The organism is Colwellia sp. 1_MG-2023, assembly GCF_030546755.1.
GTDB lineage: Bacteria > Pseudomonadota > Gammaproteobacteria > Enterobacterales > Alteromonadaceae > Thalassotalea_H.
On the sequence record NZ_JAUOPE010000002.1, the window covers coordinates 366,978 to 391,300 of the forward strand.

At 37.1% G+C, this 24,323-nt stretch carries 22 protein-coding genes and 2 rRNA genes; 10 read left to right on the top strand and 14 right to left on the bottom strand.

From position 1 onward, the window contains the following. Window positions 1-5 precede the first annotated feature (5 nt). Window positions 6-2,114: an EAL domain-containing protein gene (locus tag Q4493_RS03775; protein WP_303449527.1), complete on the bottom strand. Its 2,109-nt coding sequence runs from the start codon at window positions 2,112-2,114 to the stop codon at window positions 6-8. A gap of 96 nt (window positions 2,115-2,210) precedes the next feature. Then, window positions 2,211-3,455 carry an imidazolonepropionase gene (gene hutI / locus Q4493_RS03780; RefSeq protein ID WP_303449528.1) on the bottom strand — a complete coding sequence of 415 codons (1,245 nt, stop codon included), beginning with the start codon at window positions 3,453-3,455 and terminating at the stop codon, window positions 2,211-2,213. 213 nt (window positions 3,456-3,668) lie between these two features. On the opposite strand from hutI, the gene hutC reads away from it, so the two are divergent. From hutC to Q4493_RS03795, 3 genes are read left to right on the top strand one after another with little or no spacing between them, the layout of a single operon-like run. Then, window positions 3,669-4,379: a histidine utilization repressor gene (gene hutC, locus Q4493_RS03785; RefSeq protein ID WP_303449530.1), complete on the top strand. Its 711-nt coding sequence runs from the start codon at window positions 3,669-3,671 to the stop codon at window positions 4,377-4,379. 15 nt (window positions 4,380-4,394) lie between these two features. Then, on the top strand, window positions 4,395-5,912 hold the full coding sequence (gene hutH / locus Q4493_RS03790) for a histidine ammonia-lyase (RefSeq protein ID WP_303449531.1): 1,518 nt from the start codon (window positions 4,395-4,397) through the stop codon (window positions 5,910-5,912). A 16-nt stretch (window positions 5,913-5,928) separates the two neighbouring features. Continuing rightward, the gene (locus Q4493_RS03795; protein WP_303449532.1) at window positions 5,929-7,941 is read left to right on the top strand and encodes a urocanate hydratase; all 2,013 of its coding nucleotides are present in this window, start codon (window positions 5,929-5,931) and stop codon (window positions 7,939-7,941) included. A gap of 452 nt (window positions 7,942-8,393) precedes the next feature. Here Q4493_RS03795 and Q4493_RS03800 read toward each other — a convergent pair whose 3' ends face one another. Genes Q4493_RS03800 through Q4493_RS03810 form a run of 3 tightly spaced genes read right to left on the bottom strand, consistent with a single transcriptional unit; the run spans window position 8,394 to window position 10,649 of the window. After that, window positions 8,394-9,254, bottom strand: a complete 861-nt coding sequence (locus Q4493_RS03800) for an NAD(P)H-binding protein (RefSeq protein ID WP_303449533.1) — start codon at window positions 9,252-9,254, stop codon at window positions 8,394-8,396. A gap of 22 nt (window positions 9,255-9,276) precedes the next feature. Next, window positions 9,277-9,750, bottom strand: coding sequence for a nuclear transport factor 2 family protein (locus Q4493_RS03805; RefSeq protein ID WP_303449534.1), 474 nt, complete (start codon window positions 9,748-9,750; stop codon window positions 9,277-9,279). Continuing rightward, window positions 9,744-10,649: a bifunctional GNAT family N-acetyltransferase/hotdog fold thioesterase gene (locus Q4493_RS03810; RefSeq protein WP_303449535.1), complete on the bottom strand. Its 906-nt coding sequence runs from the start codon at window positions 10,647-10,649 to the stop codon at window positions 9,744-9,746. The genes Q4493_RS03805 and Q4493_RS03810 overlap by 7 nt, the downstream gene beginning before the upstream one ends. A 52-nt stretch (window positions 10,650-10,701) precedes the next feature. On the opposite strand from Q4493_RS03810, the gene Q4493_RS03815 reads away from it, so the two are divergent. Continuing rightward, a complete protein-coding gene (locus Q4493_RS03815) occupies window positions 10,702-11,448 on the top strand; it encodes a spermidine synthase (RefSeq protein WP_303449537.1) in 747 nt (248 codons plus the stop codon). A gap of 4 nt (window positions 11,449-11,452) precedes the next feature. Here the strand turns inward: Q4493_RS03815 and dtd are convergent, their stop codons facing one another. Genes dtd through Q4493_RS03830 form a run of 3 tightly spaced genes read right to left on the bottom strand, consistent with a single transcriptional unit; the run spans window position 11,453 to window position 13,689 of the window. Continuing rightward, window positions 11,453-11,890, bottom strand: a complete 438-nt coding sequence (dtd, locus tag Q4493_RS03820) for a D-aminoacyl-tRNA deacylase (RefSeq protein ID WP_303449538.1) — start codon at window positions 11,888-11,890, stop codon at window positions 11,453-11,455. Then, window positions 11,887-12,855 carry a prolyl aminopeptidase gene (pip, locus tag Q4493_RS03825; RefSeq protein ID WP_303449540.1) on the bottom strand — a complete coding sequence of 323 codons (969 nt, stop codon included), beginning with the start codon at window positions 12,853-12,855 and terminating at the stop codon, window positions 11,887-11,889. The genes dtd and pip overlap by 4 nt, the downstream gene beginning before the upstream one ends. Before the next feature lie 3 nt (window positions 12,856-12,858). Next, window positions 12,859-13,689, bottom strand: a complete 831-nt coding sequence (locus tag Q4493_RS03830; RefSeq protein ID WP_303449542.1) for a virulence factor BrkB family protein — start codon at window positions 13,687-13,689, stop codon at window positions 12,859-12,861. Window positions 13,690-13,797: 108 nt separating this feature from the next. Here Q4493_RS03830 and Q4493_RS03835 point away from each other — a divergent pair, with 108 nt between their 5' ends. Then, a complete protein-coding gene (locus tag Q4493_RS03835) occupies window positions 13,798-14,022 on the top strand; it encodes a hypothetical protein (RefSeq protein ID WP_303449543.1) in 225 nt (74 codons plus the stop codon). 5 nt (window positions 14,023-14,027) lie between these two features. Further along, entirely contained in the window at window positions 14,028-14,669 is a 642-nt protein-coding gene (locus Q4493_RS03840) for a DUF2959 domain-containing protein (protein WP_303449545.1), read from the top strand. A 6-nt stretch (window positions 14,670-14,675) separates the two neighbouring features. On the opposite strand, the gene Q4493_RS03845 is transcribed toward Q4493_RS03840, so the two are convergent. Together Q4493_RS03845 and typA are read right to left on the bottom strand one after the other, a co-directional pair. After that, window positions 14,676-14,852 (bottom strand): hypothetical protein, encoded by a 177-nt coding sequence (locus Q4493_RS03845; RefSeq protein WP_303449546.1) that lies wholly within the window; start codon window positions 14,850-14,852, stop codon window positions 14,676-14,678. A gap of 596 nt (window positions 14,853-15,448) precedes the next feature. After that, complete coding sequence (typA, locus tag Q4493_RS03850) at window positions 15,449-17,266, bottom strand: translational GTPase TypA (protein WP_303449547.1); 1,818 nt, start codon at window positions 17,264-17,266, stop codon at window positions 15,449-15,451. Between the two features lie 304 nt (window positions 17,267-17,570). Here typA and glnA point away from each other — a divergent pair, with 304 nt between their 5' ends. The 4 genes from glnA (at window position 17,571) to glnG (ending at window position 22,179) form a co-directional block, all read left to right on the top strand. Continuing rightward, on the top strand, window positions 17,571-18,977 hold the full coding sequence (gene glnA, locus Q4493_RS03855) for a glutamate--ammonia ligase (RefSeq protein ID WP_303449548.1): 1,407 nt from the start codon (window positions 17,571-17,573) through the stop codon (window positions 18,975-18,977). A gap of 111 nt (window positions 18,978-19,088) precedes the next feature. Next, window positions 19,089-19,616, top strand: coding sequence for a DUF4124 domain-containing protein (locus tag Q4493_RS03860; RefSeq protein ID WP_303449549.1), 528 nt, complete (start codon window positions 19,089-19,091; stop codon window positions 19,614-19,616). A 77-nt stretch (window positions 19,617-19,693) separates the two neighbouring features. Beyond that, window positions 19,694-20,782, top strand: coding sequence for a nitrogen regulation protein NR(II) (gene glnL / locus Q4493_RS03865; RefSeq protein ID WP_303449550.1), 1,089 nt, complete (start codon window positions 19,694-19,696; stop codon window positions 20,780-20,782). Continuing rightward, a complete protein-coding gene (gene glnG, locus Q4493_RS03870) occupies window positions 20,779-22,179 on the top strand; it encodes a nitrogen regulation protein NR(I) (protein WP_303449551.1) in 1,401 nt (466 codons plus the stop codon). The genes glnL and glnG overlap by 4 nt, the downstream gene beginning before the upstream one ends. Window positions 22,180-22,189: 10 nt before the next feature. On the opposite strand, the gene Q4493_RS03875 is transcribed toward glnG, so the two are convergent. The 4 genes from Q4493_RS03875 to rrf (Q4493_RS03890) form a co-directional block, all read right to left on the bottom strand. Continuing rightward, complete coding sequence (locus Q4493_RS03875) at window positions 22,190-22,570, bottom strand: MerC domain-containing protein (RefSeq protein ID WP_303449553.1); 381 nt, start codon at window positions 22,568-22,570, stop codon at window positions 22,190-22,192. 70 nt (window positions 22,571-22,640) lie between these two features. Continuing rightward, on the bottom strand, window positions 22,641-23,615 hold the full coding sequence (gene epmA, locus Q4493_RS03880; protein ID WP_303449555.1) for an elongation factor P--(R)-beta-lysine ligase: 975 nt from the start codon (window positions 23,613-23,615) through the stop codon (window positions 22,641-22,643). A 78-nt stretch (window positions 23,616-23,693) separates the two neighbouring features. Then, window positions 23,694-23,808 (bottom strand): 5S ribosomal RNA (gene rrf, locus Q4493_RS03885). A gap of 98 nt (window positions 23,809-23,906) precedes the next feature. Continuing rightward, window positions 23,907-24,021 (bottom strand): 5S ribosomal RNA (rrf, locus tag Q4493_RS03890). Window positions 24,022-24,323 lie beyond the last annotated feature (302 nt).

Sequence of the window (24,323 nt, forward strand, 5' to 3'; positions counted from 1 at the left end):
AAATGTTAAGCTGTTTGGTCAGCGTTACTTTGCCATTTTACAAGCCAGGTTGATACATCATTAATATTAAGCCCTTGATGAATCGAATTCCCTTGCGCAATATCGCCACCTATTCCTAGGTATGATGTTTCAATATCTCGATTATTAATACCCACGGCAACAATAGGTATATCCATTTTACGAATTAAGTTGATTAAGGCATTCACTATCGTTTTTTCCGATTGCGCGTGTTGTTCATTATTTAACAAAGCACAATCAATTTTTACTTGCTGAATTGACGTTCTTCTTAGATATCTTAAAGACTCGTAACTACCCGAAAAATTATCTATGGATATTTTAACGCCTATCGCTTTTAATTGATCAACCATCATTCGAGCTCTAAATGCTGAATCAAGTAATACTTGTTCACTTAATTCAATAATTAAATATTCTACTGATATAGCCGCTTTTTTCGCACATTGTTCAATAAAATCGGTTAGCTCGGTTTCTAACAGATCTTTACTAGACAAATTAATTGCCACAGATTCTTTGATGCCCATTTGATGCATCGTAGATAACAATTGAAAGGCTTGCGTTATCATTTGCTTAGTCAGCTGATATATCTCGCCACTAAATTCTGCTATTTCATTAAATTCATGAGGCGATAAACGAACGCCATTATTGTCTTGCCATTCTAGCGACAGCTCAAAACCTTTTAATTGTTTAGTTATTAAGGAGACTTGCGGTTGAGCACGCCAAGTAATACGTTGATGAATAATATCTTGTTTTAGCTTTTCCATTTTCGCCAATTGGCGTTCAGTATAAATAGCCGTTTGCGGATTAAAATAGCTAAGCATTTCATGCTGACTTTCGCTTGATAATAACGCGTCACTTGCTTGAGCAATTAATTGTTCAATATCTTGCTTACTACCCTCTGAAATAGCGACACCAAAAGCTAATTCAAAGTTCAAAGAAAAACTTTTAAAACTCATAGCCTGAGGTACTGCTGTCACTAGTTTTTGACAAATATCTTCAACGACAATTTTTACCGGATGGTTCGATAAACTGGCATCAAGTACAATAAGAAAATCCAGCCCTTGTAAGCGTGAAATACGTACTGGTGAGGTATCATCATTGAAGTTCATTAATAATGATTCATTGCTAACACATTTTTGTAAATTAAACGCCAATTGCAATAACAAAATATCAGAATTTTGATGACCAAGGACTTTATTTACTTGATAAAAATTGAGCGGTTTAAAAACAATGGCAACAAAATTACGCTCAGTTTTTTTGCTAATCGCCCGCTTTAAACAAAATAAACTCTGCTGGTAACTCGGTAAATTCGTTATAGGATCAAGGGTAATAGCCGAAAAATTAGCATTAGAATGTTCGCGCTCATTATCACGAGTAAAGTCGTTTAATTTGCCTTGTATAACATCAACTATCCCCCAGCAGCCATTTATAATCGCAAAAAGATAACTTAAAACACTTAAGGTGATCACTAAGGTAATAGAGGCTTGAACATTCAGCCAGAAATATAATGCCACTCCGTAGCAAACAAACGCAATACATAAAGCAGAAATTCGGATTTTACTTGCTTTATTCGCTTGAGATTTTAAAGCAGTCATTACCGTTGCACCAGTAAATAGCGCTAAAAACACTAACCACAACTGAAAAACATCTATCTCTCGTAAGAAGAAAATTGCGCTAATAAAAGAGCAGCATACGCCAACCATCAACCAAATTAATGGGTGTGTTAAACGATGTTTAGTAAGGTTTGTTTGTAGCCATAAAAATGCCGACAACACAAAAATAGCAGCAGAAATCAATAACGCTGAATGTTGCCACTGGGTTAAATAGGAAAAGCTATAAAATTGAAATAATAAAGCCAGGGTAAGTAGCGAAAGTAAGCGCCACTTTACCAACAAAAGAGGCTTTAATAACGCCATAATAATCAATAAAGGTAAGCTCAACCCCAAAATAAAAGCAATACTAAACTCAGCAAAACTATATGTAGGTAAACTTTCAATTTGAGCCGATGCAGACACAGGAAGTTGCACAAAGAAAAAGCTAGAAACAGCTAGCCAAAATTGTTTTAAAACAACACGAAAGCGAAATGTACTATTGTGCATGATTAACCTTAAAGCATTTATACCGCAATACTATCTGTGTTTAGACTAATCAATACGAAGACTTTTGTACAGCGATCTGCATGAATCAAGTGTTAGTTAAAGCACTCTCTTACCCGCTTTAAATAAAGTTACTAAAGGATTTACGCCAAATTGATAACATAGTTCTGCGGGCTGTTTTATATCCCAACAAGCAATATCGGCATCAAAGCCCACGGCTAATTGTCCTTTAGCGCTAGACAGACCAAGTGCTTTTGCGCCATGACAAGTAACCCCCGCTAGTGCTTCAACCGGCGTTAATCTAAAGAAAGTACACGCCATATTTAACATTAATTGCAAATTATTTATCGGTGACGAACCAGGGTTAGCATCTGTGGCAATTGCCATAGGCACTTGGTGCTGTCTTAATAAATCAACGGGTGGTAATTGAGTTTCTCTCAGAAAATAAAAGGCGCCCGGTAATAGCACGGCCGTCATATCTGCCTGTTTCATAGCAGATATCCCCACTTCATCGATAAACTCAATATGATCGGATGAAAGCGCGTTATATTTGGCCGCTAATTCACTGCCACCTAAATTTGATAATTGCTCGGCATGTATTTTTACTGGTAAGCCTAACGCTTGCGCACACATAAAAACTCGTTCGGTTTGAGCGAGATTAAATCCTATTCCTTCACAAAAAATATCGACAGCATCGGCTAATTGCTCTTGCGCAACCTTAGGGAGCATTTCATTACAAACCAAATCAATGTATTCGTCAGGTTTGTCTTTATATTCTAATGGTAGAGCATGAGCCCCTAAAAAGGTACGTTTAATGGTAACGGGTAATGTTTTGCCAAGCATACCTGCAACTTTTAACATTTTGATTTCGTTATCTACATCAAGTCCATAGCCTGATTTAATTTCTACCGTGGTAACGCCTTGCTGATGAAGTGCCGTTAAACGTTTTAGCGCGGTTTCAAATAAAGATTGCTCACTGGCTTTTCGAGTGGCAGACACCGTTGAAACTATGCCACCGCCTGCATTAGCGATTTCTTCATAGCTTTTACCTTCTAGGCGCATTTCAAATTCATTGGCACGATCACCACCGTAAACTAAATGAGTATGGCAATCGACCAAACCAGGCGTTAACCATTGATTATCGCCATCAATAACCGCAACAGAATCTTTATCATAAGGGGGTAAATCAGTTGCTTTTCCTAGCCAAGCAATTTTGCCATCACTTACCGCTAGAGCAGCGTTTTCAACAACACCGTAACCGGCAGAACCTTCAGACATAGTGGCTAAATTCACATTAACAAAAAGGGTTTGCCAGTTTACAGATGAGAACAAAGGGGAAGTCATGATAAATAATCCAAAGTTTAATTGTTGAAAAAAGGGTCTAGGCTTTATGAACAATCAGTAAATTTTAATGTAATGAGTATCACTTTACTCGATAGTGAAAACATTCGCAATAGTTGTATATACAACTATTGACATAACGAAACAACCATGAGATTGTATATACAAGAATACAGCAATATCACCATTATATATTAAATATTGGAAATCTTATCGATGACGCAAGTAAAAACAGCAAAATTTACCATCATTAAAGATCACATTTGCAAAATGATCGAATCAGGTGAATGGCTTCAGCACAGTAAAGTCCCTTCTGAAAATGTACTGGCTGAACAATTTTCAGTCAGTAGAATGACTGCTCGCCGTGCCTTGCAAGAATTAACTGAGCAAGGCTTACTTGTACGAACCCAAGGAGCTGGCACCTTTGTCGCTACCTTTAAATCGCAATCATCATTATTAGAAATCCGCAACATTGCTGATGAAATTCAAGACCGAGGTCATCAACATCACGCCCAACAAATCGAATTAATCGCCGTTGATGTCAATCATGAATTAGCTATTTTGTTAGGTTTAAAAGAAGGTGAGAATGTTTATTATTCTGAAGTTTTACACTTTGAAAATAATGAGCCGATTCAACTAGAGCAACGCTACGTTAACCCTAAATTAGTTCCTGATTATTTACAGCAAAATTTTGCTGACATTACCCCTCATGAATATTTATCGAGTGAAGCGCCTTTAACCGAGGCAACCAATGAAGTTGAAGCCGTTTTAGCAAATCATGAAACCTGTTCACATTTGCTAATAGATTCAACAACCCCTTGTTTACAAGTTAAGCGTCGCACCTGGTCTAGTAAAGGTGTTGTCAGTTTAGCAATATTAACGGCACCCGGTGATAAATACCGTTTAGGTAGCCATTTAGTTTTTTAATTTTGGAGCAATAATATGACGTTTAAATATGGTGTAGACCGTTTAAATCTTGATATTGTTAATGATATTGCTAACGGCAATATCAAGGCTGAACTTTGCCAAGAAGCATTAGATAAAATTAACACAAGTAGACAACGTGTAGAAAAAATGGCCGCTTCAGACAAAGCGGTATATGGCATTAACACTGGATTTGGCCCTTTATGCGATACGCAAATATCACCTGAAGACACAAATTTATTACAGAAAAACTTACTAATAACTCATGCTGTTGGTGTAGGCGAACCAATAGCTAAAGAAATATCTAAGTTAATGTTAATTACTAAAGTACACGCATTAAGCCAAGGCTTTTCAGGCATTCGATTAGAGACAGTTGAAAGAATGTTGGCTTTTATCGAACTTGATTTAATACCTGTAGTACCTGAACAAGGCTCCGTAGGTGCATCGGGAGATTTAGCGCCCTTATCTCACTTATTTTTACCTTTGTTGGGTGAAGGTGAGTTTTGGGATAATAAGTCGGGACAAACTGGTAAAACAGTTCCTGCAGCTCAAGTATTAAAAGAGCACGGACTCGCGCCAATAGAATTACATGCGAAAGAAGGCTTAGCGTTAATTAACGGTACTCAGTTTATTTTATCGCATGGCATCACGGCCTTAACTAAAATGCGTTACTTATTAGATCTCGCCGATTTAACAGGTGCGATGAGTATTGAAGGTATGCAAGGTAGCGAATCTCCCTTCAGAGATGAACTTCACCAAACTCGTGCATTTAAAGGTAATTTAGTAGTTGCTGCCCGTATGAGAAGTTTTTTTAAAGACTCGCAAAACATGTCTGCTCATGAAGAGTGTGATCGCGTACAAGACCCATACTCTCTACGTTGTATTCCACAAGTGCATGGCGCATCTCGAAATGCCTATTATCATTTGGAAGAATTAGTTGAAATTGAAATGAACTCAGTGACTGATAACCCAATAGTTATTAGTAGTGAAGAAGCTATCTCAGGTGGTAGTTTCCACGGACAACCACTTGCTATGGTTCTTGATTACGTTTCTATTGCTGCTGCAGAGCTGGGTAATATTTCTGATCGTCGCTGTTATTTATTATTAGAAGGTTTACACGGTTTACCGAGGTTATTAACTACTGCTGGCGGTTTAAACTCAGGAATGATGATCCCACAATATGCAACCGCTGCTTTAGTGACAGAAAACAAGTCACTGTGTTTTCCACCATCCGCCGATAGTGTGCCTACTTCAATGGGTCAAGAAGACCATGTTTCTATGGGCAGTATTTCAGGTAGAAAGCTCAATCAAATATTAGGCAACTTAGAAAAAATTCTCGCCATCGAATTAATGTATGCAGCACAGGCTATTGAGTTCAGACGCCCGAATAAATGTTCAGACATTATTGAACAGAACCACCAATTGATTCGAGAAAAAGTGAGTAAGCTAGAAGAAGATAGACTGTTAAAGCCAGATATTGATGCCATGATCACCTTAGTAAAATCTCAAGCACTTATCGTTAATTTTAACCAATAATAAAGGGGATATGACTATGACTGATCCAATGACTTTCAAAGAAGAAATTAAGCAAGGTATCCCAAGTGATTTACCGCCAGCAAAGCCTTACCCTGTAAATGCGAACCGTGCACCTAAACGTAAAGACATTTTAACGGTTGAGGAAAAACAGTTAGCGGTACGAAATGCATTACGTTACTTCCCAAAAGCATGGCATCAAGAATTAGCCACTGAATTTGCGCAAGAATTAAAAGATTTTGGCCGTATTTATATGTACCGCTTTAAGCCTAGCTATCATTTACAAGCGCGCTCAGTAACAGATTATCCGGCTAAATGTCAGCAAGCGGCAGCCATTATGTTAATGGTTGATAACAACTTAGATCCTGCCGTTGCTCAGCATCCTGAAGAATTAATTACCTATGGTGGTAACGGTGCTGTTTTCCAAAACTGGGCACAATACTTATTAGCGATGAAGTATTTAAGTGAAATGGAAAGCGATCAAACACTGCATATTTATTCTGGTCACCCTATGGGGTTATTTCCATCCAGTGAAGATGCACCACGTGTTGTTGTGACCAATGGCATGATGATACCTAACTACTCTCAACCTGATGACTGGGAAAAATTTAATGCTTTAGGGGTTACTCAATACGGTCAAATGACTGCGGGTTCATTTATGTACATTGGTCCACAAGGCATAGTACATGGCACAACCATCACGGTGATGAACGCGTTTCGTAAAGTCCTAAATAAAGGTGAAAAACCACAAGGTAAAATTTTCCTGACTGCCGGTTTAGGCGGCATGAGTGGCGCACAACCTAAAGCGGGTAACATTGCTAACTGTATAACGGTTTGTGCTGAAGTGAATGCTAATGCTGCCACTAAACGCCATCAACAAGGTTGGGTGGATGAATTAATTGACAATATGGATGAGCTCATCAGCCGAGTTAAAAAAGCGCAAGCCAATGGTGAAGTGGTATCTATTGCCTATATAGGTAACATTGTAAATGTCTGGGAAAGCTTTTATGAGCAAGACATTTACGTACACTTAGGCTCAGATCAAACTTCACTTCATAACCCGTGGTCTGGCGGCTACTACCCAGTAGATATTAGCTATGAAGAATCAAACCGTTTGATTCGTGAAGAGCCAGAAGTATTTAAACAAAAGGTACAAGCAACCTTGAAGCGCCATGCTGATGCCGTGAATAAACACACTGCTCGTGGTACTTATTTCTTTGATTACGGCAATGCCTTTTTACTTGAAGCATCTCGCGCTGGTGGCGATGTGATGGCTGAAAATGGCCTTGACTTTAAATACCCATCATACGTACAAGATATTTTAGGTCCCATGTGTTTTGATTATGGTTTTGGTCCGTTCCGCTGGGTTTGCGCGTCGGGTAAACCAGAAGACTTAGATAAAACCGATGCTATCGCAGCCCAAGTGCTGAAAAAAATCATGCAAGAATCCCCCGAAGAAATTCAGCAACAAATGCAAGATAACATTACTTGGATAGAAGATGCGAAGCAAAATAAGTTAGTAGTAGGTTCTCAAGCACGTATTCTTTATGCTGATGCTCAAGGCCGTATGGAAATAGCGAACGCGTTTAACGATGCCATTGCTGCGGGAGAAATTGGCCCTGTAGTGCTTGGTCGTGATCACCATGATGTTTCAGGTACTGATTCACCCTTTAGAGAAACTTCAAACATTTATGACGGTAGTCGTTTCACTGCTGATATGGCTATTCACAATGTGATTGGTGATAGTTTCCGTGGTGCGACATGGGTTTCTATCCACAATGGTGGCGGTGTTGGTTGGGGGGAAGTCACTAACGGTGGTTTTGGTATGTTACTTGACGGCACTGAAGCAGCCGAACGCCGATTAAAATCAATGTTATTATTTGATGTTAACAACGGCATTGCCCGTCGAAGCTGGGCACGTAACGAAGAAGCCAACTTTGCGATTAAACGTGAAATGGCGCGTACCCCTAAACTTAAAGTGACTTTAGCTAACATAGTGGAAGATGATATTTTAAATAACTTATCACTGTAGGTTGTTTACGCTAAATTCATACCTTTTAAAGATATAGCCGACATTTGTCGGCTATATCTTAATTAAACGTCTTTTTTAACTCATTTACTTTACTGGTGACCTGCTACTTTGACCAATGAGATCAATTAGCGCTAAAAAGTTTTTAAAGCTATTTAGCCAAAGAAGTAAATCAGCATATTAAAGGTTATTAGTGTTTTCGCTGATACGCACACCTTATTCGTGTGATGCCATGATAAAAACCAACCGTTATTAAAATACTCAGCAAATATATGCAAATAGCCTTAACATTAAAGTTTTCTTGCCAATAAATGCTCAATCCTTCACTTGAGCCGTAAAACAAATTGAGTATTAAAATATGGATAAAAAGATAAAGCGCTAAGAGAAAAAGTTTATTTTTTAAAATATGCATAAATTTATCAAGCCTAAAAATAACTAAAAGTCATTCAATTTTTCTAAGGTTGCTCAGCATTTATTAACCAAGCAACTAAATCATCATATTGATAATGATAGCCAAGGGTATCGCGTAATTTATCACTCAATACTTTCTTGCCTAATTCAACTTCAGAATGTTTATCAAACTTTGGCAAGGCAACATTTAAGGCTTTCGACGCAATCGTATAATAATGTTTTTTCGTTACTTGCATATCGCTTACGGCATTAAAAACACCTTTGATAGTGTTGCTCTTTAACATCAAAAGAATTTGGGCAACTAAATCAGCTTGATGAACCAAGTTAACGTATGCATTGGGGGATGTGAGTACTTTCTTATTTTTAAAGAAAATACCTGGATGTCTTTTAGGACCAACCAAGCCAGCGGCTCTAATAACAATACCTTGATTAGAAAATTCTAGAACATGCTGTTCAGCTTGAGTAAGCAATTTTACTTTTTCAATCGTATATTTTAATTTAGTCAACTCATTAACATCACCAATTATACCTTCATAAACGGCTGTAGAACTGATCAGAATTACCTTGCTAACTTGGCGAAGTTCAGCCTGCTTAATAATAGCGGCAATGTTATCAGGGTAATCTTTTTTACCTTTTCTAAAACCTGGAGGTATACAAATAATCAAGGTATGACAACTAAATATCGCCGAGGTCTTGGTATTAATATTGCCAAAGGGGATTGAAAGTATTTCAGCTTGAGCACCCAATTCATTAATCAACTTCAGCTTTTCCTGGTGCTGAGTCGTGGCAACTACTTGATATTGCTCTTGAACCAAGGCTTTAACTAGCGCTTTACCTAACCAACCACAGCCAATGATGCCAATGCTTATTTGCTCATTTTTTGTACCGTTTGTTTTAGCTTCCATCAAAATAAACTCATTATTAAGGTTAACTTACCTTTTGGATTAATCCGACAATTTGCTCAGATATTTCATTAGGAACAGGAATAGATAAATTATACTGCAAAATTTTCCATGTATTATTCTCCTTAATTAAAATACCTGTTCCTCGACATTGACCATAATTTTTATTAAAAAGTAGCTCGTCGAAAAAAGCGATATCCTTATCTTTAACTAATGAAATATTCCTTTGTATTTTTGTGTACAACCAGCCATTACCTTTCGAAAAATGAGGCATAACAAACTGTTTAAATGCTTCTTTTGTCCAGCGTTCATTGCCATCAGTCCCTAAAAATACCGCTTGCTCAGCAAACAAATCAAAGTATCTAACATAATTAGCTTCTGCTGCAGCTTGATGAAAACGCTCAAGGGTTTGGTTTACTATAGTTTTTTCTATATTCGGCTGTGCAAACGCCGAAGTTGCAACAATAAATATCCCAAAACACAATAGCACTCTTAACATTGGTTTTTATCCTTGTTGATGATGGCATACTTGCCAATAAATATTGCTGCGACCTTATCACCACTATAAACATTTACGGTTATTGTTATTCGCGCCTTACCGTTTTCTTCAAGTTGATCTGCATTGCCTGTTACCAGAGTCGGGTCCGTTTTGGCGCAAGACACACCAGTTATAGGAGCTAAATATTTAATGTTGCCTTCAGCTAAAACAATATCCCCTTGGTATTGATTGTTTTGTAGATACAAATAAATCCAGCCCCACCCCGTTAAAGTAGCAAGGGTATAAATGCTGCCAGCAAACATGGTGTTATGTAGGTTTTTATTAAACGCAGGCTCACAATGCGTGAACAATGCTAAACCATCGTAATAGCCTATATTGATATTCATTGCTTTACTTAAGGGAATGGTGTTATGCCAAACAGTCATCAAGTTATCTGCTTGTTTAACAAAATGAGCGGGTAGAACACTCAACTTTTTTGTCATAGCATAATGTTGAATATCCCCATAAAGTAAATGTGCTTTACCAATATTTAGATAACCAGATTTTTGATAAAACGCTAAAGCAATTTCTCGGGCATTGAGCTCAACAGATATTGCACCGCGCTTTTGCGCTTCCTCTTCTAAAGTATCTAGCAAGCGTTTACCCATCCCTTGCCCTTGTGCTGTATCGGCAACCGCCATATAGCGTATTTGAGCGTGGTATTGCTGAGTAAAATGTAATCGGCCAACCGCTACTACGTTGCCTTTTGGGTCAAATATACAACGATGAATTGCTTGATCTTCAAGTTCATCTAATTCGCTACCTCGTTCTTTCCCCCATGGCGAACGTAATATCAACCAACGTAAATAATAATATTGTTCAAACTCTTTCTTTGTTTTAGGTGCTCTGCAGGTGATCATTGTCTATGCTTATAGTAATCGTATTATCAATCTAATAATTATTTGATATTTAATGAAATTAGCCGCTCAATTACAACAAAGCAAGTTACTTTATTTGCATCAAGGCAGTGAAAATTTAGCTGTTGCAGAAAACGAACATTATCGCTGGGTTTTATTTGATGATGTCGTGCAAAGCATTATGTTAAAACGTGTGCCTAGTAAGTTGACCATTCCACATCAATATATTCTGATGTTACCGCTCTTGTTTCACACCCCCAAAAAAATCATTGAATTAGGCTTAGGTGGGGGCAACCTTGTTCGTTTCTTAACTAAAACATTACCTCATAGTGAGATTTTAAGCATAGAATATAACTCACATGTTATTGATTGTTTTTATAATTTTTTCAATCCACAAAACATACAACAACCTATTGTTCATACATCTTTTGAGTTATGGCTTGCCAAGAAAAAGAAACAGCAACAATGTGATTGGTTAATTTATGATATTTATCAAACCAATGAAAAACCTCAATATTTCCTTAAACAAATAAAACGTATTATAAATAAAACCGATGACCATACTTGGCTTTCGATAAATTTGCCTGATTTAGACGAGCATGATTTGAATATCGCTTTATTACACTTATCTTCGCTTAAGAGCACACGCATTATGCGCTATTTTCATATTCCTCATTACAAAAATATTATTATTCACTTAACACCAAAACATGCCGCATTAAGTGAGAGGAATTCAGTGCTACCACATTACGCTAAAACTCGCTGGGCTAGTTATTGGCAACATGGCATGATTAACCGATAGTAGATTAAATAGATAAAGTAAACGTTACCGGACCATCATTTAACAAGCGTACTTTCATGTCGGCACCAAATTGACCCGTTGGCACTTTAAAACCCTGCTCTCTAAGTTGCTGACAAAAATATTGATAAAGTTTATCGCTAAACTTGGGTTCAGCAGCCGAAGTAAAACTTGGTCTCATACCTTTGGAAGTATCGGCAGCAAGCGTAAATTGTGACACCACTAAAATATCACCTTGAACCTGTTTGACATTGAGATTCATTTTACCGTGTTCATCTTCAAACACTCGATATCCAGCAACCCGCTCAGCAAGTCTTGCGGCTTTTTTTTCGTTATCATCTGGTTCTACCGCTAATAACACTAACAGCCCCTGGTTTATTTCACCGATTATTTGTTTATCAACCTCAACACTCGCTTCTGTTACTCGTTGTAGTAATGCAATCATAACTTAGTCTCTTGTAAAAAATTTGCCATTACATCAGTAGCCTTACAAAGTGCATCGATTGTTTGACTCTCAAAACCACTATGTCCTGCTTGTGGTAATATTTGTAAACTGGCATTTGACCAATGTTCGGTCAAAGTTGCCGCGTTTATCAGTGGGCAAACCATGTCATAACGCCCATGAACAATAATTGCAGGAACATCGCTAATTTTAGCAATATTATCAAGGATATAATTTTCTTCGATAAAGCAGTGGTGATAAAAATAATGCAAAGACAATTGCGACATACATAAAGCTTGGTGACTATCTTCTATTTGCGCCATCCCAATATGATGATGCTCAATGGTTGAAAGCCTTAACTCCCATAAATACCATGCTTTACAGGCCGCAATTTTAGCGACTTCATTATCTGATGAAAAGATCTGCTTATATCCTTCAAGCACATTATCTTGAAAATCACCTTCTAAAGGTTTGATAAAATCTTGATAATATTCAGGAAAAAAACGTTCAGCACCATCTAACTTATACAACCAGTCATATTCTTTTTTCGTCCCTAAAAAAATTCCCCGTAAGATAAAACCAAGCACAACTTGAGGAAACCGAATACCGTAAATAAGGGCCAATGTCGTTCCCCATGAGCCACCTGCAATTAACCATTTTTCAATAGACAAATGCTGTCGAATTTTTTCAATATCTTCAATCAAAAAATCTGTGGTATTGTTTTCTATTGATGGTGATGGCTTTGATTGCCCACAACCACGCTGATCAAAAATAATAATCCGGTATTTTTCAGGATCAAAATATCGACGATGATTATTACTTGAACCACCGCCTGGCCCACCATGCAAATACAAAACAGGTATGCCATCAGGATTTCCTGATTGCTCTAGATAAATTTGATGAACATCATCTACCACTAGCCATTCGTGATGATAATGCTTAATCTTAGGATATAAAGCACGAGACATCATTTAATCCTTTTGCTGTGAAAAGTCTTCAAGACATACGGTAAACAAAGCACCAAACAAAACAACCAACCAAGATAAATACACCCATAAAAACAGAATAGGGATCCCCGCTAATGCCCCATATATCGCTTGATATGAAGGAAGTTGAGTAACATAAAAAGCAAAACCTTTTTTCGCAATTTCAAACAAAACGCCAGCTAAAATGGCGCCTGAAAGCGCAAACTTAAAACTAACATCTTTATTTGGCACAACAATATATAAAATAAAAAAAGCAAAAATAGATGCGATTATCGGTAAAAGGCGTAATAACACATTAGCAACACCAAAAACATCATAATCTCCCAACGACATCAATGAAACAATATAAGAAGTAGCCGCAATGCTACTTCCGACAAGCACAGGACCTAAGGTTAGCACCATCCAGTACATTGAAAATGACGTCACAATTTTACGTTTTTTATCAATGCGCCATAACTTATTGAGGCTTTTATCAATCGCAGATATCAACATCAGGGCGAAAAGAAATAGGAAAGTAATTGCAATTGCAGACATTTTTGAAGCGTTGGCAACAAAACCCGTAATATATTCTCTTACTACATCCCCTGTGGCGGGTAAAAAATTATGGTATACAAAACTTTCTATCAAATCTTTAATATCAGAAAAAATAGGGAATGCTGTCATTACCGATAGCATAACCACCATTAATGGTACCAATGACATTAACGTAACATAAGACAAATAACCCGCCGTAACATGTACTTGCTCGGCATTCATTCGACGCAAAAAAAACCAAAAAAACTTAGCCGCTTTTGTCCAAAGAACTGAATTTAACAATTTGTTAATAAATTCCATAATCATTAATAGTTAATATTCCTGTATTTACAGTATATTATGATTAGCAAGATATATCCTATAATGATTTTTAAAGAAAAGAGGTGTTTTATGTCAGGTCAAGGTTCAGGTGGAAACGTGTTAGCTGCTATTTGTAGCTTTTTTATTCCCGGTTTAGGTCAATTAGTACAAGGAAGAATACTTGCAGCAATTTTCTTCTTTATCGCCATGGCAGTTTCATGGGTACTCGTTTGGTTATTAATTGGCTGGATTTTAGTTCCTATTGTCTATTTATGGTGCATTATTGATGCTGCACGTTATAGATCTTCGGAATAGCAGTTATGTTAAATAAATCAATTTTTTCAGCATTACTAATTTCTCTACTTGTTGGTTGCCAATCAGCATATTACTCAGCCATGGAGAAAGTAGGCACACATAAAAGAGATATTCTTATTGACCGCGTTGAAGAAGCAACTTCATCACAAGAGGAAGCTAAAGAAGAGTTTATCAGTGCTCTTGAGCAACTCTCTAAATTAATCGCTTTTGATGGTGGTGAATTACAAACTCAATACGAATTAAGTAAAGAAAGTTTTGAATCAAGTTATGAAGCTGCTGAAGAAGTATCAGCTCACATTGATGCGATCGAAGATGTTGCTGAAGCTTTATTTGATGAATGGCGTGATGAGATAGAACAATATAGTAATCAATCGCTAAAAAGACAAAGTGAGCGCCAACTCAATACAACTGAAAAACGTTATTTAACCGTGATAAATGCGATGCATAAAGCAGAGGATAAAATGGCACCCATTCTAGCTTCACTTAAAGACAATATGCTTTACTTGAAACATAACCTCAATGCCAAAGCGATTGGCGCTTTAAAAGGGGAATATAAGGTTATTAAACAAGATATTAACCGTTTAATCATTCAGATGAACAAATCTATCGAAGATTCACAAGCATTTATTGCTACGTTAAAGTCTTGATAAATATCAATTGAAAGGTGTTCTACCAGAAAATTGCTCTGCGTTCACTTCATCAATCGGGTCAATAAGTTGATTAACTTTTGCGAGTAGCTCGGCAAGTTGTTTTATTTGATCAGGGCCGGCTACTCCATCTTCAAAAAGCCGGCTTAATTTTTGTAGCGTAATTAATTGTTCAGGAGACACCGTACATTCCTTTTGCAAAAAAACTTAAATTTTTATTATTATGGTTATGAATTTATTGCGACTTTATTGGCGTGATTATATGCACTTTTCTGGTGAGGTTGATCTCGTCCATCATTGATGAATTCATTATATAGACTTTTTAGTTCTCGTTTTTCAATAAGATTTGCACTGTTAGCAACCATTTTTTCAAACAAAGAATTTAATCTATTTAATTTGTTTTGTTCCATCACTTCTACTCCGCTTACGCGCCAAGTCCATTACAGTCATTAATATCAATACTTTTCTTAACTCATGGTAAATTGTAGCAAACACCCCTGTATCTGCTAGGGGGGTATTTACTTCAAAGATGAATATCAATAGTTATAGATTTGTAAATAAGAAATTAAAATCAATAAATAACAGTGAGTTATCATTAAGAGTATTCTAATTAAAGATAAAAGGACGTGTTAAATCTGACAGTAGTTTGAGACATGTCTTACAAAATGAGATGTAGAGTCTTACGTATTTGCTGATAAGTTAAAAATTGGTTAATACAAATAAAAACACCGTATTATTCAAAGAACAATACGGTGTTTTAAAAGTTCAGGAAGCTTGATTTATTTAGCTGCGCGACCTTCACGTTTACGATCAGATTCTTTTAAGAATTTTTTACGTATACGAATACTTTCTGGCGTAACTTCTACTAGTTCATCATTATCAATAAACTCTAAAGCTTGCTCTAAAGACATAATGATAGGTGGTGTTAATGTTTGTGCTTCATCAGTACCAGACGAACGTACGTTTGTTAATTGCTTACCTTTTAATGCATTTACAGTTAAGTCGTTATCACGCGAATGAATACCGATAATTTGACCTTCGTAAATATCTAAACCATGACCAATTAACATACGACCACGAGATTGTAAGTTAAAAATAGCATTGGTTAATGCTTTACCTGTAGCATTTGCAATCATAACACCATTTAAACGTTGACCAATATCTCCGCCTTTATGTGGGCCATACTGCAAGAAGGTATGGTAAATTAACCCTGAGCCAGAAGTTAATGTCATGAACTCAGTTTGGAAACCGATTAAACCACGGCTAGGCATGATAAAGTCCATACGAATACGACCTTTACCATCAGGTGCCATATCGGTTAATTCAGCTTTACGAACCCCCATCTTTTCCATAATAGGGCCTTGATGCTGTTCTTCTACATCAATTGTTACTGTTTCATATGGTTCTTCAAGCTGACCATTAACTTCACGCATGATAACTTCAGGACGAGAAACAGCAAGTTCATAACCTTCACGACGCATGTTTTCAATTAAAATACCTAAATGAAGCTCACCACGACCTGATACTTTAAATTTATCAGGATCATCTAATTGCTGAACACGTAACGCCACGTTATGTACTAACTCTTTATCTAAACGGTCTTTGATATTACGTGATGTAACAAATTTACCTTCTTGACCAGAAAATGGTGAGGTATTTACTTGGAACGTCATGTTAATGGTAGGTTCGTCAACCGACAACGGCGGTAAAGCGTCTACTTCGTTTGGACAGCAAATCGTATCTGAAATTTTTAATTCACCTAAACCTGTAATAGCAATGATATCACCCGCGTGGGCAATCTCAGTTTCATGGCGTTCAAGACCTAAATAACCAAATACTTTACCTACTTTACCGTTATGAAGCTTCCCATTTGCTCCTTCAACAGTTACTTGTTGATTAGGCTTTACTGAACCACGGGTAATACGGCCAACCCCAATAACTCCTAAATATGAGCTGTAATCAAGTTGAGATATTTGCATTTGAAACGCACCATCTTGATCGGCATTTGGCGGTGGAACTTGATCAACAATCGTTTGAAAAAGTGGTGTCATATCAGTACCAACTTCACCTTCTTCCATTGAAGCCCAACCATTAATAGCTGAGGCATAAACCACTTGGAAGTCTAATTGGTCATCGCTAGCACCTAAGTTATCGAATAAATCAAAGACTTGATCCATTACCCATTCAGGACGAGCACCAGGCTTATCGATTTTGTTAATAACAACAATTGGTTTTAACCCTTGTGCAAATGCTTTTTTCGTTACAAAGCGTGTTTGCGGCATAGGGCCTTCTTGAGCATCAACAATTAGTAGAACAGAATCAACCATTGACATAACACGCTCTACTTCGCCGCCGAAATCGGCATGGCCAGGAGTATCAACGATATTTACACGGTAATCGTTCCAATTGATTGCGGTGTTTTTAGCAAGGATAGTGATACCACGTTCTTTTTCGATATCGTTTGAATCCATTACACGTTCTTCAAGACCATTTCTTGCGTTTAGTGTGCCTGATTGATCTAATAGTTTATCAACCAAGGTCGTTTTACCATGGTCAACGTGGGCGATAATCGCTACATTACGTAATTTCTCTAACACGGGCTTTTGCTCATAGGGCTATAATTGGGCGCGGATTATACAGGATTATTGCCACTATAGCGACAAATAAAATATTACCATTCTTTTTAGTACATGAACTAGAATACACCAATATGATCCACTACACTCAACTGCACCAACACGGAACATTCGACGCACCACATTAGTGCTTACTACTTATCCATAAATAACTAACTAATTGTTTTTACTTAACTTAATGCTTGGCATGAATATCGCTTATTACGAAACATAAACATAATGCCTTGCATTTAATTATTTACGATAACTTCACTGGAGACACTCAATGTCACAAGCAGTATTAGATTTAATCAAAGAAAACGATGTAAAATTTGTTGATTTACGTTTTACTGACTCAAAAGGTAAGGAACAACACGTTTCGGTTCCTCATCATCAAGTAGATGAAGATTTCTTCGAAGACGGTAAAATGTTTGACGGTTCTTCAATTCAAGGCTGGAAAGGTATCAACAAATCTGACATGGTTTTAATGCCTGATCCAGACTCTGCCGTGTTAGACCCTTTCACAGATGCTGTAACTTTAAACATTCGTTGTGATGTTGTAGAACCTGATACAATGCAAGGTTATAGCCGTGACCCTCGCTCTGTTGCGAAACGTGCTGAAGAATACTTACGTTCAACAGGCATCGCAGATACAGTTTTAATTGGTCCAGAGCCTGAATTCTTCTTATTTGATGACGTTCGTTTCCATACAGATATCAGTGGTTCTTTCTTCAAAGTCGATGATAAAGAAGCGGTATGGAATTCTGGTACTGAATATGAAGAAGGCAATATGGGTCACCGTCCTGGCCTTAAAGGTGGTTACTTCCCAGTTTCTCCGGTAGATTCTTCACAAGATATTCGTTCTGCAATGTGTACCGTTATGGAAGAAATGGGCTTAGTAGTAGAAGCACATCACCATGAAGTTGCTACTTGTGGTCAAAACGAAATCGCATGTCGTTTTAATACTATGGTATTAAAAGCAGATGAAGTTCAAATTTATAAGTATGTTGTTCATAACGTTGCTCACGCATACGGTAAAACAGCGACTTTCATGCCTAAACCTTTAGTTGGTGACAACGGTTCTGGTATGCACGTTCACCAATCTCTTGCTAAAGATGGTGTTAACTTATTCTCTGGAGATAAGTACGGCGGGTTATCAGAAATGGCTTTATACTACATTGGTGGTATTATTAAGCACGCTAAAGCGCTTAACGCTTTCACTAACCCTGCAACTAACTCGTACAAGCGTTTAGTTCCACACTTTGAAGCACCAATCATGTTAGCTTACTCAGCAGCTAACCGTTCTGCTTCAATTCGTATTCCAGTGGTACCTTCTCCAAAAGCGGCACGTATTGAAGTACGCTTCCCAGATCCTGCGGCAAACCCTTATTTAGCATTCTCTGCTTTATTAATGGCTGGCCTTGACGGGATTAAAAACAAAATTCACCCAGGTGATGCTATGGATAAAGATTTATATGATCTACCTGCTGAAGAAGCAGCTTCTATCCCTCAAGTTGCTACATCATTGACGGATGCATTAGACGCTTTAGAAGCCGATAGAGATTTCTTAACAGCCGGTGGTGTAATGGATGACGACATGATTGATGCTTATATTGAACTTAAGCGTGCTGATTGTGAGTTATTAAATACATCAACTCACCCTGTTGAGTTTTCAATGTATTACAGCGTTTAATGACTTTTTACCGTCATTAAAATTAAAAAGCTCACTTAGGTGAGCTTTTTTTGTGGCGAAAATTATATAATTTGATAGATTAAAGGTATATCGATTAAGTAAGGGATTTATTTGACTCATTTGAAATTATTCGTTGTCATGGTATTAGCTATTGTGATTTCGTTACCAATAGCAGCTACTTCTACTAAAATATATGTTTGGCGCAATGCTGACGGCGTTTTAGTATATTCTGACAGCCCAAAACCCGGCGCAGAAGAAGTTGAAGTTAAAGAACCGAATAATATGTCTTCCTCTATTGATACTTCAATTTTAGATATTAACCCCAAAACCATCGAAGAAAAATATCAAGTCGAAATCACCCAGCCAGCCAATAATGCAACTATCAGAGATAACACGGGCTCGGTATATGTATCCGGTCGTATTAAACCTATCTTTAAGCAAGGGTTAAAAATTCAATTAAAACTTGATAACCAACCGTATGAAAAACCTCAAACCCACTCGATGTTTGTTTTACGAAATATCGAACGTGGCGAACATCAATTAAAAATGGATTTAATTAACGATAAAGGCAAGATAATTGCATCTTCTGAACCAATAACCTTTTATATGCATAGAGCTTCAGTAATTCGGGCTAATTAAGCATTAAAAGGGTGCATTAAGTACTTTAACGCACTACACTTAATTAGAGTCGCACCAAAATAGTGCGTTGAGATGTTATGGTTAATTCAGAAAATACTAATCAGAATAACAAGCTTTATTATCAGCAAAACTTACCAAATCAAATGGTAACTGCTGTCATTGTGTTAAATGAAAAATTACGCATACAGTACGTAAACCCTGCTGCTGAAGCATTATTAATTAAAAGCTTCAACAAGTTATCAGATAAAACCCTAAAAACTGTATTTTTCAATAATCCAATAAACGAAATTAGATTGAATCAATTACTAACATCAGGACAAGAGTTTAGTGACAGTGATGTGATTTTAGAGTTTTTTGATAGACGAAAAATTACCGTTGAAATAACCGCTTCTTCAGTAGATTTCGACAAATCACCACACATACTCCTTGAATTCAAACAAATTGATCAACAAAAACAAATTAGTGTAGAAGCGTTTCAACAACAACAATGGGAATCTGCCCGTGACCTTATTAAAGGTTTAGCTCATGAAATTAAAAACCCATTAGGTGGATTGCGCGGCGCAGCTCAATTACTTAACAAAGAACTAGAAACCGATCAGCAAGAATATACAGAAATGATCATCGAACAAGCTGATCGTTTAACGAATTTAGTAGATCGATTATTAGGTCCTAATCAGTTGCCAAATGTTTCAGCACAAAACATTCATGTTGTACTTGAAAAAGTAGCACAATTAACAAATTTTATTAAGCCTGAAAATGTCACAATAATTAAAGACTATGACCCATCAATACCCGACATTACTTTTGACCCTGATAAGCTTCAGCAAGCAATCTTAAACATCGTTAACAATGCTATTCAAGTTATAGGTCCTGATGGAAACATCACATTAAAAACCCGCGCCACTAGCAATAAAACGATTAATGGCAAACGTATTAAACTTGCTATGCAACTTAGTATTATTGATAACGGGCCAGGTATTCCAGAAAAAATTCAAAATACACTATTTTATCCTATGGTATCCGGCCGCGCTAATGGGACAGGATTAGGCTTATCTATTTCACAAACATTAATCAATCAGCATCAAGGAAAATTATCTTGTATTAGCCAACCAGGCCACACCGAGTTTATTATCATTTTACCAATCACGGAAGCGACAAAATCATGATCACAGAACAAGTATGGATTGTAGACGATGACAGTTCAATCCGTTGGGTATTAGAAAAAGCCTTTTCAAATGCGAATATCAGTTCAGCACCCTTTGATAATGCTGAAAATTTGCTAACTGCACTTGACCATGGACAACCTGAAGTCATAATCTCCGACATCAGAATGCCAAACATTGACGGTATGGAGTTATTAAGTGATATAAATCATCGCTTTCCTAATATTCCCGTGATCATTATGACCGCACATTCTGATCTTGATAGCGCGGTTAATGCTTATCAAGGTGGTGCATTTGAATACTTACCTAAGCCCTTCGATATAGATGAAGCACTTGCACTTACTCGTCGTGCATTAACTCACGCACAAGAATTAAAGGCGAAGACACGCACGCAAGAAACCACTTCAGTACCAGTAGGTATTATTGGCGAAGCACCTGCGATGCAAGAGGTTTTTAGAGCCATAGGTCGACTTTCTCGTTCAAGTATTAGCGTGTTAATTAATGGGGAATCTGGTACCGGTAAAGAACTCGTTGCCCATGCCTTACATTTACATAGCCCTCGTGCAAAAGAGTCTTTTATCCCTTTAAATATGGCTGCTATACCAAAAGACTTAATTGAATCAGAGTTGTTTGGCCATGAAAAAGGTGCGTTCACCGGTGCAAACACCGTAAGGCACGGACGTTTTGAACAAGCTCATAATGGTACTTTATTTTTAGATGAAATTGGCGATATGCCTCTCGATATTCAAACGAGACTTTTAAGGGTATTAGCTGACGGTCAGTTCTATCGGGTCGGTGGCCATTCACCAATAAAAGTGGATGTTAGGATCCTCGCAGCAACACATCAAAACCTCGAAGACAGAGTAAATAATGGCGATTTTCGTGAAGATCTATTTCATAGACTTAACGTCATTAGAATACATATTCCTAGTTTAAGGGAAAGAAAAGAAGATATAGCTCAACTTGCCAATCACTTTTTAGTCCAAGCAGCACAAGAAATGAGTGTTGAGCCAAAAACATTAGAAAAATCAACACTTGATTACTTATTAAATTGTGAATGGCCCGGTAATGTTAGGCAACTTGAAAACATTTGCCGTTTCCTAACCGTCATGGCAAGTGGTAAAGAAATTCATATAAATGACTTACCAAGTGAACTTTCAGAAACTACACCTACGATTAGTGATAGTCAAAATAATTGGCAAGGTTTGTTACAACAATGGGCAAATGAGCAATTAAATGCAGGAAATCAAGGTATCATTGATCATGCATTACCTATTTTTGAAGAAATATTGATCAAGTGCGCATTAGCAAATACTAAAGGACATAAACAAGAAGCTGCTAAGAAATTAGGTTGGGGTAGAAATACTCTGACTCGTAAACTAAAAGACTTAAATATGTAGCAAATAGGAGCTATTTGCTACATTCATGTTCGGAACATTGTTTACAGCTATTGCATAACTTAATATTGATGATATGAGCAGCCACTATCAACGTTGCTCCAATCATTATAAAAAACGGTTGTAGCGCTTCAGAAAAATCATGCTTTTGCCAATAAACAACCACACCTAACATTAATAAATAAAACGGATATAATTTTTTATGATAACGCTTGAAGCCAGAAAACATGGCAATTGAGCCAAGGATCGCAGTTACAACTAAGAAAATATGCTCCCACATATGATCGGCTAAGAACCCTATGCCAAGTAAAGGTAATGCTGGTAAAATTACAGGTAACAATATGCAATGCAAGGCACATAAAGACGTTGCTGTAATACCTATTCTATCTAGCACGTTATTCACTCATTTAATGTTAATCTAATTTTGATATAATATCACAATTGATACATTATCACAAAATAATTTATGCATTGGTAATATTAAAAGTCATTGTAGAAGCAATATCGGCTTTATCCAGTGCTAACATCATTAATCTATCAATACCAACAGCTACCCCCGCACAAGCTGGCAAACCATTTTCTAAAGCAGCCAGAAATAACTTATCGAGTGGTTTTTGTATTTTCCCGAGAGATTGCCGGTTGATATTATCCACTTCAAAACGACTAATTTGTTCGTTTGCATCAGTTAGCTCATTAAAACCATTAGCGAGTTCTATCCCTTTATAATAACATTCAAATCTTTCAGAGACTCTTGGGTCTTGCACTGATATTTTTGCTAAAGCCGATTGATTGCGAGGATAATTATAGATAAAGCAAGGCACGTGACTGCCTAATTTTCTTTCAATACATTCTGAAAATAACACTTGTAATAATAGGTCAGTATCTTGTTCTTTACTGATCCAATCACCTAAAACTCCTTGAACACTTAATAGTTGTTTTAACTCGGCATTAGTGCAAGTTAGGGGATCAATATCCAAATATTTTAAAAAAGCTTGTTGGTAGCTCATTCTCTGCGCTGAGCCACATTTCAAAATACAAGAAAGTAAATCACCAACCTCGTCCATTAATTGAAAATGATCAAAACCGACTCTATACCATTCTAACATTGAAAATTCAGGATTATGATGCTTACCATGTACTTCATGCCTGAAAGCCTTACATATCTGATAAATAGAATGATAGCCAGATGACAGTAGCCTTTTCATAGCAAATTCAGGCGATGTTTGTAAGTATAATTCTTTTGGTTGAGATGACTCTGTTGAGCTATAGTCGTACTGACAAGAAAAACTATCTAAATGAACATCTGTAACCGTTCCCGTACTTAGCAAAGGAGTTTCGACTTCTATGATGTTTCGTGAGTAAAAAAACTCTCTAATTTTTCGTAAGACATCTGCACGTTGTACTGCCGTATCCCAGTTTAAATTACTTTGCCAAGTCATAATTTTCTCAAGCACTTAAAAATTTATTTAATGTAAACGAAAAAAGCCCTCGTCGAAAGACAAGGGCTTAGAAAAGATGTCTGGCAATGTCCTACTCTCACATGGGAACTCCCACACTACCATCGGCGCTAACGCATTTCACTACTGAGTTCGGAATGGGATCAGGTGGTTCTACGTCGCTATTGTCGCCAGACAAAAAACATCATTAAATAACTCACTTAGTAAATAAACTAACTAATAACGTTTTAGCAAAAAACCCGTCACTTTCGTAACGGGCTTTCTTTATTAGAAGCCTAGCAATGTCCTACTCTCACATGGGAACTCCCACACTACCATCGGCGCTAACGCATTTCACTACTGAGTTCGGAATGGGATCAGGTGGTTCTACGTCGCTATTGTCGCTAGACAAAACTTGTTGTTAATTCGCTTTTGCAAATTAACCAATCTTGGAAATCTGATATATCTACTTAGTTTCTTATTCAACACGTTGTGTACGCGATATTTCTTTTCAGAAACATTGTCAAACGTTGACTGAGGTAAATCGCTTAATAACGACGTAATTCAAACTGACGTGTAGTCTTTTCTACACGAGGTTTTTATTACTAAGTTAGTAAGTGATATTAACCAGTCAATACAAAACCACTTGGGTGTTGTATGGTTAAGCCTCACGGGCAATTAGTATCAGTTAGCTCAAGGCCTCACAACCCT

Bases quoted from the DNA above. Each gene is read 5' to 3' on its own strand.
- glnL (WP_303449550.1), top strand. From the start codon at position 19,694: ATGGTTAATTCAGAAAATACTAATCAGAATAACAAGCTTTATTATCAG.
- Q4493_RS03835 (WP_303449543.1), top strand. From the start codon at position 13,798: ATGTCAGGTCAAGGTTCAGGTGGAAACGTGTTAGCTGCTATTTGTAGC.
- hutH (WP_303449531.1), top strand. From the start codon at position 4,395: ATGACGTTTAAATATGGTGTAGACCGTTTAAATCTTGATATTGTTAAT.
- pip (WP_303449540.1), bottom strand. From the start codon at position 12,855: ATGTCTCGTGCTTTATATCCTAAGATTAAGCATTATCATCACGAATGG.
- Q4493_RS03810 (WP_303449535.1), bottom strand. From the start codon at position 10,649: ATGATCACCTGCAGAGCACCTAAAACAAAGAAAGAGTTTGAACAATAT.
- Q4493_RS03805 (WP_303449534.1), bottom strand. From the start codon at position 9,750: ATGTTAAGAGTGCTATTGTGTTTTGGGATATTTATTGTTGCAACTTCG.
- epmA (WP_303449555.1), bottom strand. From the start codon at position 23,615: ATGACTTGGCAAAGTAATTTAAACTGGGATACGGCAGTACAACGTGCA.
- glnA (WP_303449548.1), top strand. From the start codon at position 17,571: ATGTCACAAGCAGTATTAGATTTAATCAAAGAAAACGATGTAAAATTT.
- Q4493_RS03840 (WP_303449545.1), top strand. From the start codon at position 14,028: ATGTTAAATAAATCAATTTTTTCAGCATTACTAATTTCTCTACTTGTT.
- hutI (WP_303449528.1), bottom strand. From the start codon at position 3,455: ATGACTTCCCCTTTGTTCTCATCTGTAAACTGGCAAACCCTTTTTGTT.
- hutC (WP_303449530.1), top strand. From the start codon at position 3,669: ATGACGCAAGTAAAAACAGCAAAATTTACCATCATTAAAGATCACATT.
- Q4493_RS03815 (WP_303449537.1), top strand. From the start codon at position 10,702: ATGAAATTAGCCGCTCAATTACAACAAAGCAAGTTACTTTATTTGCAT.
- Q4493_RS03795 (WP_303449532.1), top strand. From the start codon at position 5,929: ATGACTGATCCAATGACTTTCAAAGAAGAAATTAAGCAAGGTATCCCA.
- glnG (WP_303449551.1), top strand. From the start codon at position 20,779: ATGATCACAGAACAAGTATGGATTGTAGACGATGACAGTTCAATCCGT.
- Q4493_RS03800 (WP_303449533.1), bottom strand. From the start codon at position 9,254: ATGGAAGCTAAAACAAACGGTACAAAAAATGAGCAAATAAGCATTGGC.
- dtd (WP_303449538.1), bottom strand. From the start codon at position 11,890: ATGATTGCATTACTACAACGAGTAACAGAAGCGAGTGTTGAGGTTGAT.
- Q4493_RS03775 (WP_303449527.1), bottom strand. From the start codon at position 2,114: ATGCACAATAGTACATTTCGCTTTCGTGTTGTTTTAAAACAATTTTGG.